This window comes from Tenacibaculum sp. SG-28 (assembly GCF_002954385.1).
In the GTDB taxonomy this organism is placed as follows: Bacteria; Bacteroidota; Bacteroidia; order Flavobacteriales; family Flavobacteriaceae; genus Polaribacter.
The window spans coordinates 651,364-663,897 of sequence record NZ_MQVY01000001.1 but is presented as its reverse complement, the minus strand read 5'-3'; the positions used below and the strand labels follow the sequence as shown (position 1 = coordinate 663,897).

Annotated in this window: 10 protein-coding genes and 1 pseudogene; 5 read left to right on the top strand and 6 right to left on the bottom strand. The window is 33.7% G+C overall.

The window, feature by feature from the left end; translation table 11 throughout:
• Nucleotides 1–13 precede the first annotated feature (13 nt).
• Nucleotides 14–310 carry a 30S ribosomal protein S18 gene (gene rpsR, locus BSU00_RS02875; RefSeq protein ID WP_105003035.1) on the bottom strand — a complete coding sequence of 99 codons (297 nt, stop codon included), beginning with the start codon at nucleotides 308–310 and terminating at the stop codon, nucleotides 14–16.
• 3 nt (nucleotides 311–313) lie between these two features.
• Entirely contained in the window at nucleotides 314–655 is a 342-nt protein-coding gene (rpsF, locus tag BSU00_RS02870) for a 30S ribosomal protein S6 (RefSeq protein WP_105003034.1), read from the bottom strand.
• A gap of 120 nt (nucleotides 656–775) precedes the next feature.
• On the opposite strand from rpsF, the gene BSU00_RS02865 reads away from it, so the two are divergent.
• Nucleotides 776–1,684: a sterol desaturase family protein gene (locus tag BSU00_RS02865; RefSeq protein WP_105003033.1), complete on the top strand. Its 909-nt coding sequence runs from the start codon at nucleotides 776–778 to the stop codon at nucleotides 1,682–1,684.
• An 86-nt stretch (nucleotides 1,685–1,770) separates the two neighbouring features.
• On the opposite strand, the gene BSU00_RS02860 is transcribed toward BSU00_RS02865, so the two are convergent.
• Both BSU00_RS02860 and BSU00_RS02855 read right to left on the bottom strand, forming a co-directional pair.
• Nucleotides 1,771–2,208, bottom strand: a complete 438-nt coding sequence (locus BSU00_RS02860) for a MarR family winged helix-turn-helix transcriptional regulator (protein ID WP_105003401.1) — start codon at nucleotides 2,206–2,208, stop codon at nucleotides 1,771–1,773.
• Between the two features lie 224 nt (nucleotides 2,209–2,432).
• A complete protein-coding gene (locus tag BSU00_RS02855) occupies nucleotides 2,433–2,966 on the bottom strand; it encodes an NADPH-dependent FMN reductase (RefSeq protein WP_105003032.1) in 534 nt (177 codons plus the stop codon).
• A gap of 172 nt (nucleotides 2,967–3,138) precedes the next feature.
• Between BSU00_RS02855 and BSU00_RS02850 the strand changes: the two genes are divergently transcribed.
• Complete coding sequence (locus BSU00_RS02850) at nucleotides 3,139–3,615, top strand: GNAT family N-acetyltransferase (RefSeq protein ID WP_105003031.1); 477 nt, start codon at nucleotides 3,139–3,141, stop codon at nucleotides 3,613–3,615.
• 259 nt (nucleotides 3,616–3,874) lie between these two features.
• On the opposite strand, the pseudogene BSU00_RS02845 reads toward BSU00_RS02850, so the two are convergent.
• Nucleotides 3,875–5,499, bottom strand: a pseudogene (locus tag BSU00_RS02845) (isocitrate lyase).
• Between the two features lie 83 nt (nucleotides 5,500–5,582).
• Entirely contained in the window at nucleotides 5,583–7,178 is a 1,596-nt protein-coding gene (gene aceB / locus BSU00_RS02840) for a malate synthase A (RefSeq protein ID WP_105003030.1), read from the bottom strand.
• A gap of 126 nt (nucleotides 7,179–7,304) precedes the next feature.
• Here aceB and BSU00_RS02835 point away from each other — a divergent pair, with 126 nt between their 5' ends.
• The 3 genes from BSU00_RS02835 (at nucleotide 7,305) to BSU00_RS02825 (ending at nucleotide 12,514) form a co-directional block, all read left to right on the top strand.
• Nucleotides 7,305–8,786 (top strand): helix-turn-helix domain-containing protein, encoded by a 1,482-nt coding sequence (locus BSU00_RS02835; protein WP_105003029.1) that lies wholly within the window; start codon nucleotides 7,305–7,307, stop codon nucleotides 8,784–8,786.
• A gap of 73 nt (nucleotides 8,787–8,859) precedes the next feature.
• A complete protein-coding gene (locus BSU00_RS02830) occupies nucleotides 8,860–10,488 on the top strand; it encodes an acyl-CoA carboxylase subunit beta (RefSeq protein ID WP_105003028.1) in 1,629 nt (542 codons plus the stop codon).
• Between the two features lie 28 nt (nucleotides 10,489–10,516).
• On the top strand, nucleotides 10,517–12,514 hold the full coding sequence (locus tag BSU00_RS02825) for a DUF3352 domain-containing protein (RefSeq protein ID WP_105003027.1): 1,998 nt from the start codon (nucleotides 10,517–10,519) through the stop codon (nucleotides 12,512–12,514).
• Nucleotides 12,515–12,534 lie beyond the last annotated feature (20 nt).

Below are 12,534 nucleotides of genomic sequence, written 5' to 3'. Positions count from 1 at the left end.
TTCTACTTCTTTATTATTTTAACATATCACCAACATATGGCATTAAAGCTAAATGACGAGCTCTTTTGATCGCTTGCGCCACTTTACGTTGGTATTTTAATGAAGTTCCTGTTAAACGTCTTGGTAAAATTTTACCTTGCTCATTTACTAAATACATTAAGAAGTTAGCATCTTTATAATCGATGTATTTGATACCGTTTTTCTTGAAACGACAGTATTTTGCTTCTTTTTTAGTCTCAATATCAAGAGGCGTTAAATAACGAACTTCCCCTTGCTTATTTCCTTTTGCTTGTTGATCTATAGTCGACATAGGTTACTTTTTTGAAGATTTAACACGTTCTTTTCTCTTTTCTGCCCAAGCTACTGCATGCTTATCTAACTTTACAGTTAAATAACGCATAACACTATCATCACGTCTGAACTCTAATTCAAACGGAGAAATAGCATCACCTGGAGCATTAAATTCGAATAAGTGGTAAAATCCACTTTTCTTTTTTTCGATTGGATAAGCTAATTTCTTTAAGCCCCAATCTTCTTTGTAAATCATTTTAGCACCCTTTGAAGTCAAATAATCTTCAAATTTCTGTACTGTTTCCTTTATCTGACCTTCAGATAAAACGGGATTCAAAATGAAAACAGTTTCGTAATGGTTCATAATTAAAAATTTTATTTTAAGCCTGCAAATATACAAATTATCCTCACAAAAATAGACTAATTATAAATTTTATTTTAAAACGTTTTTTAACTAAGTTTGTTAAGATTCAATACTTTTTAGATGGAAATACCGGAGTTACCCAACCTCATTCATTACGCCATTCCTTTTTTTATACTAACGGTGTTATTAGAAGTAATACTTACTGTTAAAGTTAAAATGGAAGACTACCCACATAAAGATGCAATTACATCTATCAGTATGGGAATAGGTAATGTCCTTATTGGATTGCTTGCCAAGGGTATTTCTTTTGGCGTATTTGTATTTCTATACCAGTATCGGGTCTTTAGCATTCCTTTTGCTTTATGGGCATGGGTATTACTTTTAATTCTAGAAGACTTTATTTACTATTGGAACCATAGAATAGCACATGAATGTCGCTTATTTTGGGCAAGCCATGTAGTACACCATAGCTCAGAAAATTACAACCTATCTACTGCACTAAGACAAACCTGGACAGGAAGTTTTTATACCTTTGTGTTTTGGATTCCTTTGGTTTTAATCGGCTTCCATCCTGTAATGATTGTTATGCAAATGAGTATAAGTTTGTTATATCAATATTGGATTCACACCGAATTCATTGATAAGTTACCTAAATGGTTTGAATACATTTTCAATACACCAAGTCATCACAGGGTACATCACGCTACAAATGCACAATATCTCGATAGAAACCACGGCGGTATCTTCATTATATGGGATAGGATTTTCGGAACATTTCAAAAGGAAGAGGAAAAACCAAAATACGGTTTGGTCACGAATATTAACACGTTTAATCCTTTTAAGGTTGCATTTTACGAATGGTATCTAATGCTATCTGATTTTTTTACAGCAAACACCTCTGTTGCGAATAAATTTAAGTATTTCTTGAAACCACCAGGCTGGAAACACGATGGTAGTGGTACACTATCATCAGACTTGAGAACAGCGTGGAAACAAAAAAACGAAAATAAAAACAACAATGAATACTAGAGTTTTAGTATAAATCTAACACTCTGCATCATTTAATTCTACAGTTTATAAAACCTCTTTTAATCACTTAAAAAGCCCCTTTATCACTATCGAATTTTATCCAATAAATCACTTAACTGAAGCGCTTCCTCTTCTGTTAAATTATCTAAATAGTCTAAAGTAAAAGACGCATCTATAGTTTGCAATAATTGTAGTCCTTTTTCGCTTATAGAAATGTAAACAACTCTCCTATCTATTTTATATCGCTCTCTGTGAATTAAGCCTTTATCAAAAAGCTTATCCATCAAACGCGTTGCGTTAGGTGCGCGTTCAATCATTCTATCTTTTATAACCTGGACCTTAATTGCTTTTTCAGCACCGCGTAATATTCTAAGAATATTGTATTGTTGTGGAGAAATACCGTAAGGTTTAAAAAAAGCATTTTCTTTACTGGTTATCCAATTTGCAGTGTATTTAATGTTAATAAGCGCTTTAACCTTATTACTCTTAAACCTTGACTGTATATCTTTTGCTATATCTCCCATATTATTGCCATTGTAGCATATTGAAAGTTCTTTACTTACCAATCTCTTACCAAAAAGAGTTCGTACAAAAATACGAACAGTACATTTACTTCCCAAGGAAAATATCACCTGAGAAAATAATTATATTTATTTATAACTACTCTACATAATTTGACCAACCTAAATTATATCCTTTAACAACAAAAAATTAATTTAAAATAAGCGAACGAAATAATAGAAAAAGGCTAAATATTGTTTTCAAACCGATTAACCACAGTTTGAAGCTCCTCTTTTTTTTCCGCTAAAACAATGGAACCCTCTTTAAAATTGTCGTAAAATTTCCCTAAAGTGAAGTCTCCCACAATGGTGGCACCCATATGAGGAAAAGTAGCCAAAGCACTTGCCAAAACAGTAGCTCCTCCCCTTGCTCCTGGCGACGTAGCCATAACCAAGACCGGTTTATTTCTAAAAACTTCCCTTTTTTGCCTCGAAACCCAATCGAAAAGATTTTTAAACGACGAAGCATAGGAACCGTTGTGTTCTGCTAGAGAAATTATAAACCCATCATAACAATCTAGAGCTTCGTTAAACAACCTTGCACCACGAGGGTAATCTATTTTTTTTTCTAAATCTTCACTGTATATTGGCACTTCATAGTCGTTCAAGTCTAAAACATCAAAAGAAGTACTTTTTAAACAATTAGCGGCACAACTAGCAAGTTGTTTATTGATGGAAGTAGAACTTGTACTTCCCGCAAAAGCTGCGATTCTTTTGGTCATAATTTAAAATGAATTATTTGGATTAGCATTCGATTGTAAAGATAGCCATAATTTATATTCCATGGAAAACATATACACATGATAAACTTTTAAAAGTCTATTTTATGCGATACCTTTGTAAGAAAAGTAGTAGTTCACAGAACATAATTTCGCATAGAGTTAAACAATAATAATGGAAAATATAACGAATAAGGTAATTATCACCGCATTTAGCAAAGAATACGCGAATGAATTTTATACACTAAACATAGCATGGCTTAGACAGTATTTTTACGTAGAGCCTTTCGATGAAGAAGTACTGCGCAATCCTGAAACCTACATCGTAAACAAAGGTGGACATGTATTTTTTGCAAAAGTAGATGGTCAAATTGTAGGTACAGTTGCACTAATGCCAAAAGACGGGACTTTTGAACTCACAAAAATGGCGGTAGCAAAGACGTTAAGAGGAAAAAAAATAGGACAACACCTGATGCAATATTGCATTAATTTTGCAAAAGCTAACGCTTTTAAAAACTTAATACTATACTCCAATACCATTTTAGAAAATGCCATTTATATCTACCGTAAATACGGTTTTAAAGAAATCAAAGTAGAGGAAAATTGTCCCTACGAACGTTGTAATATAAAAATGATTTTAAATTTAGATTAAATCCATACAAACACTGTGGTATCTCACAGCAGGTTTTTATTAAAATATTGTGTAGAAAAAACTAGTATCAATAACAACTAAAACTTATAATTACAACAGATAGAATTCCACAAAAATTATGACATTTACAACAAAAAGGCCATCCTGTCGGATAGCCTTTTCTACTTCAAAATAATATAAAAACTATTACTTTACGAATAACTTCTATACATCGGTTGTTAACTACTATTATTAAATTACTATGTTTTTTGATAATAAATTATACTAAAGTTTTCTCTTTTCGAATCGTTTTATCCTCGTTAACTTCGAACTGATTAGAGGTATTTTTAGCACCACCCGCCTTTAAAGCCTTATCTCCAGTAAAAAAAGATTTATGATCATCTCCCAAATCAGAGCCTGCCATTCTCTGATGTTTCACACATGCAACCCCTTTTCGTATTTCTTGTCTTTGCACTCCTTTAACGTATGCTAACATTCCGTCTTCTCCAAAATACCCTGCTGTTAAATCGTTCATATGCAAAGCTGTAGTATGGTAGGTCGGTAAGGTTATTAGATGATGAAACACCCCTGCTTCTGTGGCTGCATCTTTCTGAAAAGTTTTGATTTTTTGATCTGCTCTTTCGCACAATTCTGAGCCATCGTAACTTGCATCCATTAACCTAGTTCGATCGTACATTGTTACATCTTCTCCCTCTTCTGCCATAGCGTCATATACTTGTTGACGGAAATTTAAAGTCCAATTAAACGATGGAGAGTTATTATACACCAATTTAGCATTAGGAACCACTTCTCGTACTCGATTTACCATGTGCGCGATTTGTCCTACATGTGGTGTGGGAGTCTCTATCCACAATAAATCAGCTCCATTTTGTAAACTAGTGATACAATCCAAAACAACTCTATCGATATTAGAGCCTTCCTTAAAGCGATACAATCCATTTGCTAGGCGAACCGGTCGTACCAATTACCGTTTCTTTTCAACAATACATCATTGTCATGCACCATATCTAATGCTACTTCTTCACATTCTATAAAATCTAAATACTGCGACTGTAAATCTCCCTTTTGCGTACTTACTGGTAGTTTCTGTGTAAGCCCTGCTCCCTCGGAATCGGTTCTTGCGACAATAATCCCATCTACCACACCTAATTCTATAAAAGCATAGCGAATTGCATTTAATTTAGCGATAAAATCTTCGTGTGGTACCGTTACTTTTCCATCCTGATGACCGCATTGCTTTGCATCGGAAACTTGATTTTCAATTTGAATAGCACAAGCTCCCGCCTCAATCATCTTTTTTGCTAGTAAATACGTAGCTTCTTCATTTCCAAACCCTGCATCAATATCTGCTATAATTGGAACAACATGGGTCTCAAAATTATCAATTTGGTCTTGTACATCTTCTCCATTTTCTAATCTTCTAAACAAGTCATTTAAAGCAATACTATCCGCCTGCCTGAGAAAGCTGTAGATTTCCTCTATCAAAGCTGGAACTGCTATTTTTTCGTGCATAGATTGATCCGGTAACGGACCAAATTCAGAGCGTAACGCCGCAACCATCCATCCCGATAAATAAATGTATTTCTTCTCGGTTGTTTGGTAATGTTTTTTAACGGCAATCATGTTTTGCTGGGCAACAAATCCATGCCAAGCTCCTAAAGACTGGGTGTACTCAGAAGGATTTGCATCATATGCAGCCATGTCTCGTCGCATAATTGCTGCGGTATATTTTGCGATTTCTATTCCGGTTTTAAAACGATTTTGAACCACCATCCTTGCAGCCTTTTCCGGCGCGATAGCATTCCATGTTTTTCCATACTTGTCTTTGAGCGCTCTTACTGTTTCTATAGCTGAATTGTAATTCAAATGTGCTTTATTTTTCATAATTTTGTTTTTTATTTTAAACAAATAATTAATTAATTTTGATTATTACCCTGTATATGTTGCCGCATTACAGGGTGTTTTTTTTAAATATATTTATATGCTGGTAAGGTTAAAAACTCAGTGAATTCATCGGATAATACCAAAGAATCGAATAAAGAAATTGCCAAATCAAAACGCCCATTTTTAAATCGCTCCTCACCTAGCAAATTTTTAATTTTGGAAATTTCCTCCATTTTAAACTTTTCATAAATTTCTTTCGTAAAAAGGGTACCTTCTTCCATTGTTACTTTATTTTGTAACCATTGCCAAAGTTGTGTTCTAGAAATTTCAGCTGTAGCTGCGTCCTCCATAAGGTCATACAAGGCAGCTGCTCCGTTTCCAACCAACCAACTTTCTACGTATAAAATCCCAACGTTAATATTTTGTCGGATTCCGTCTTCAGTTATGGTACCTTTTGGCTGAGCTACTAAGTCACTCTCTGAAATGGCAAAATCTTCTAATTTTATGTCAATTTGATTATTCGTTGGCATATGTGTATCGAATACATCCATGGCAACTGAGACAAGACCTGGATGTGCTACCCATGTTCCATCATGTCCATTTTTTACTTCTTGTTCTTTATCTTTTTTTACTTTTGAAAAAGCGATGTCATTCGCTATTTCGTTATTTTTTACAGGAATTTGTGCTGCCATCCCACCCATAGCATGTACGCCACGTTTATGACAACGTTGAATCACGCGTAAGGAATAAGACTTCATGAACGGGGTTTGCATGGTAACTTGTCCTCTGTTAGGAACAGTAAAACCTTTGTGATTTCTAAATTTTTTAATGTAAGAAAAGATGTAATCCCATCTTCCACAATTTAAACCTGCCATATGATCTTTAAGTTCATAAATTATTTCATCCAATTGGAAACTAGCAGTAATTGTCTCTATCAAAACGGTAGCTTTTATCGTTTTTTGAGGAACACCAAGATAATCTTGTGCAAAAATAAAAACAGAATTCCACCACCTGGCCTCCTGGTAATGTTCCAATTTAGGCAGATAAAAATAAGTAGCAGAATCTTGGGCTAACAAAGGCCTTATGTTGTGGAAAAAGAACAATCCAAAATCTACCAAAGAGGCACTCATTAATTCACCGTTAATCTGGAAGTGCTTTTCATCGAGATGCAACCCTCTTGGACGAACAAGTAAAGTAGCCGTTTGAGAGTTTAATGCGTAGAATTTATCTCGTTTCTCATCGTGAAAAGAGATAGATTTGTGCACCGCATCATTTAAATTAACCTGCCCATTTAATACGTTTTGAATAGTAGGCGAATTACTATCTTCAAAATCTGCCATAAATGTTTTGGCTCCCGAATTCAGCGCATTAATTACCATTTTTCTGTTCACAGGTCCTGTTATCTCAACTCTGCGGTCTAATAAATCTTTAGGCAAAGGAGCGCATACCCAATCTCCCTCTCTTAAAGCCGATGTTTCTTGTGGGAATTCTGGAAAATTTCCGGCATCAAAATAGGCCTGGGCAACACGTCTGTCTTCTAAAAGAGCTATTCTTTTATCATTAAATTTAGCATGTAGTGCAACTAAAAAATCTAGTGCTTCTTGATTCAAAATTTTACCATAATCCTCTGAATTAAAACCTTTTAAAACAATTCCTTTTGCTACTATCTCTGTATTCATAATTACATATTTACATATTGACTTTACAATATTATACATTTTTTTTGAACTCCACAAGCGAACGTTCGCTAAAATTAAAAAAAACACAAAAATTATTTTTTCGCTTTTTATTTATATATTTGATTTATGCAAATAGAAGACGAATACATACGGCTTATTTTTGGGCTGAAACTAAAGCAAATACGAACGGAGAAAAAACTCTCCCTCTTTGGGCTTGCAAAACTTACAGGACTATCAAAATCCTATTTGAATGAAATTGAAAAAGGAAAAAAATACCCTAAAACAGATAAAATAATCCTTTTATCTGAACACTTAGATGTGCCTTATGATCATTTGGTTTCCTTAAAACTAGATAAAAATCTCGCTCCTATTGGTGAAATTTTAAAATCAAAAATTTTAAAAGAAATACCTTTGGATCTCTTTGGAATTCAAGAAAAAAATCTAATTGATATTATTGCAAATGCACCGGCAAAGGTAAATGCTTTTATAAGTACCATTATTAAAATAGCGCAAAACTATAACCTCAGTAGAGAAAGCTTTTTTTTAGCTTCTCTGCGCTCTTATCAAGAAGCGCACAATAATTATTTTGACACTATTGAGGACGATGTAAAAACATTTGCCAAAGCGTACCATATAAACCTGCATGAAAAAATTTATTCCCATGACCTAAAAGAAATCTTAATCGAAGAATTTGGATATACTATTGATGCAAAAACTCTTAAAAAGCACAAAAACTTAACAGAACTTCGAAGTATTTTTATCCCAAAAAACAAAACACTTTTAATTAGCAGCGATATAACAGAAGCGCAAAAAGCCTTTATATTCGCCAAAGAACTAGCCTATAATTTTTTACATTTAGAAAATCGATTATACACATTTCCTTGGGTAAAATTTGATAGTTTTGATCAGGTACTTCACAACTTTATTGCTTCCTATTTTGCGGGCGCTTTGATTATTGCAAAAGATAGTTTGATCAATTCTCTTAAAACTTTTTTTGCAAACGAAACTTGGGATAATGAAAAGTTTTTCAATATCATAAAACAATACAATTGCTCTGCGGAAACCTTCTATCAGAGATTAACTAATATTTTACCCAAGCACTTTCACATTAAAAACTTATTCTTTTTACGATTTACACACAGAATTGAATCCTCTAAATTTAACCTTACCAAAGAGTTACACATAACCCAACAACAAGCACCACACGCCAATAGAACCAATGAACATTATTGCAGACGTTGGATTTCCATAGGCGCTATAAAGGACTTAGAAAAATCTACTAAAAAACATAGTTTTGGAATACAAATTTCCTCTTATGACAATTCCAATAGCAAATATTTAGTACTATCATCAGCAACTTCAGATCCTTTTAAACAGAACCTTAACAGAAGTGTCTCAATAGGTTTTTTAATTTCTAGCCACCTAAAGAAAAAACTAAAATTCATTAACGACTCCAATATAATTACCAGAAAAGTTGGAATCACCTGTGAAACCTGTGCCGTGAGCAATTGCGGGGAGCGAATTGCCGAAGCCTCAAAATTAGCCAAACAAGAACGTTATAAAGACATAGAAATGACTGTAGAAAAAATTTTAAACTCCTATGCTTAGATAGCCTTTACATCGATACTATTTAAATACTAATTTAGTACTTTTACATTCAATTTGGAATTATAGAAAATAAATGGACATAAACTTTAACAAAAACGAAGACCACAACAAACTTTTACTATCCGATTTAAAAAGAAAATTAGCCAAAGTAAAACTTGGTGGAGGACAAAAACGAATCGATAAACACCATGAAAAAGGGAAATTAACGGCTCGGGAAAGAATTGAATATTTATTAGACTCCGACCGTGATGTTATCGAAATAGCAGCTTTTGCAGGAGAAAATATGTATCCAGAGCACGGCGGCTGCCCTTCTGGAGGAGTTGTTGTAAAAATAGGCTATATTCAAGGTAAACAATGTATCGTTGTAGCGAATGACGCCACCGTAAAAGCGGGAGCTTGGTTTCCAATTACAGGTAAGAAAAACTTAAGAGCACAGGAAATTGCTATAGAAAATAAGTTACCAATTATATACTTAGTAGATTCAGCAGGAGTTTACCTTCCAATGCAAGATGAAATTTTTCCGGATAAAGAACACTTTGGAAGAATTTTCAGAAATAATGCAGTAATGAGTAGTATGGGAATTACCCAAATAGCTGCAGTTATGGGGAGTTGCGTGGCAGGAGGAGCTTACTTACCAATTATGAGTGATGAGGCTTTAATTGTGAACAAGACAGGCAGTATATTTTTAGCTGGTAGCTATCTAGTAAAAGCAGCTATTGGAGAAACGATTGATAATGAAACTTTAGGAGGTGCCACCACGCATTGTGAAATCTCTGGGGTAACGGATTACAAGGCTGAGGACGATAAAGATGCACTGGATACGATTAAAAATCTTGTGGATAAAATTGGAGATTACGATAAAACAGGCTTCAATAGAAAGGAAGCTTTTCCTCCAAAAAAAGATGAAAATGACATTTTTGGCATTTTGCCTAAAGCGAGACATGAACAATATGACATGTTAGAAATAATTGAACGCCTGGTTGACAACTCCGATTTCAAACAATATAAGGAAGGTTACGGACAAACTATAATCACTGGTTATGGCCGAATTGATGGCTGGGCTGTAGGTATCGTAGCAAACCAGCGTAAATTAGTAAAAACCAAAAAAGGAGAAATGCAATTTGGAGGAGTCATTTACAATGACTCTGCAGACAAAGCAACAAGATTCATAGCAAATTGTAATCAGAAAAAAATTCCTCTAGTATTTCTACAAGATGTGACAGGATTTATGGTTGGAAGTAAATCAGAACATGGTGGAATTATAAAAGATGGTGCTAAAATGGTAAATGCCGTGAGTAATTCGGTGGTTCCGAAATTCACCATCGTTATAGGAAACTCCTACGGCGCCGGAAATTATGCCATGTGCGGTAAAGCCTATGACCCGAGATTAATTGCTGCTTGGCCTAGCGCAGAGTTAGCTGTTATGAGTGGTGCCTCTGCAGCAAAAGTTTTATTACAGATAGAAACTGCTGCTCTGAAGAAAAAAGGAGAAGAAATAACTCCGCAGAAAGAAAAAGAACTATTTGATACTATCAAAGCACGATATGATACACAAATTTCACCGTATTATGCTGCTGCCAGAATCTGGACAGATGGCATAATAAACCCTTTAGATACTAGAAAATGGATTTCTATGGGAATTGAGGCAGCAGATCATGCACCCATTGAAAAACCGTTTAACCTTGGCGTAATTCAGGTTTAAATCGCATGTGTAATACAATTCGTAATTCATGAAAAATAAGGTTATTGGTGGTATTTTATTAATCCTCGCTCTAATAGCGGCTTATGTGTTATATCTGTTTACAAGTATAAGTGAAGACAATATTAATCCTCTGTATTTAATTCCTGAAGATGCTGTTTTTATAGTAGAAACAGAAAGACCTATAGATACATGGGATGACATAAGTAATAGTCCGGTATGGAAACATCTACAACAAAATAATTATATCAATAAAATAACCAATAACCTTAATGATTTAGATCAAAATTTTAAAAATCAAAAAGATATTATCGATTTTATTGGAGAAAGAAATCTCTTAATATCTGTGCATACACATACACCAAAAGACTATGAATTGTTGTATGTACTAGATCTTCAAAAACTTTCAAAACTACAATTTTTAAAAAAAGGTATTGCAGAATTAACAGGAGAAAAATACCGAGTTACGAAAAGAATTTACAGAGAACAAGAAATTATTGAACTTTATAACAAACAAAATAGAGAAACACTTTATATTACCTTTCTTAAAAACCAACTCATAGCCTCTTTTACCCATATTTTAATTGAAAAGTCAATTGAGCAATACCAAAATCCAACCATTGGCAGGGATACTAATTTTATCCAAATCAATAAAAAAACACCAAATGATGATTTTTTTAGACTTTTTATACAGTACAAATACCTAAATAACTACCTCCGTTGTTTTTCGAATGTTATAACAAAAAATAGCTTCCTACAAACTATGGAGAAATCGTGGCTGTATTCTGGTTTTAATATCGGTCTTAAGGAAGGTACAAGCATTCAGGCAGAGGGTTACACCAATTTTAACACCAAAAGCGATAGTTACATTAGCGCACTTCAAAAATCAGGTAAGGGACGCAGAACTGCAGCAAAAATAGCCCCAAAAAACACAGCTATATATTTGAGTTTCGCCTTTGCTGACTTTAGCGATTTTCAGAAAAATATAGAGGCGTTAAAAGAAGAAAACGAAGCTGATTTCAAGAGCTATTTAGAACAAAAAAAACAAATAGAGAACCTTTTACAAATTGATATTGAAAAACATATTTACAGTTGGATAGGAAATGAAATTGGAATTTTACATCTAAACAGTAAAATAAAAGTAAAAAATCAAAATATTGCAGTTGTTGTGCAAACCAAAGATATTGGGTTAACAAAGAAAAATTTAGATGTAATAGTGGAAAAAACTAAAAAACACACGCCATTAAAATTTAAACAGATCCAATACAAAGACCACACAATAAACTATTTAGACCTAAAAGGTGTTTTCAAAATCCTTGCAGGTAACTTATTTAAACAAATAGAGAAACCTTATTTTACAACCATTGACGATTTTGTAATATTTAGCAATAGCCCTAATACCTTGAAAGAAATAATTAATACACAACGTATAGGTTTTACGCTAGCAAATAGTAAAGAATTTATTGATTTTAACGATAATTTTAATCAAAAATCCAACCTATTTCTCTATGGTAACATGCCATATGCTTTTAATGAATTGGTTGCCGTAAGCGATAGAAAAACTAAAAAGCAAATAATAAAAAACAGAGATTTTATCACTTGTTTTTCGAAAGTAGGAATAGAACTCACCGCCATAGGTTCTCACTTCGAAAACTATGCTGTTATTGCCTACGAAAATCCGGCTATTGTAAAAAAAAGACAAGAGTCGGAAACGCAAGAACGAAAAAAACTAAACACTGCTGTTTCGAAGAATAGTAATGAAAAAGAAAAATCTAAACCGGAAGATATTTTTAATTTACCCGAAATTTTCCCAAATGACCTTAGTGCTAAGCGGTATGAAAAATATTATGAAGATGGGACACCCTTGTTTTCAGTAGAATTAAAAGAGGGTTTAAAACACGGTGATTACCGAGAATATTTCAGTAACGGAACCCTAAAGATTAAAGGTAAATTTAAAAAAGGTCAGCAGTCTGGCACATGGAAAGGATACAGTGAAAAAGGAGCCTTAATCGTCAAAAAGCGATTTTAAATTGTGAAATTTTATAGCAA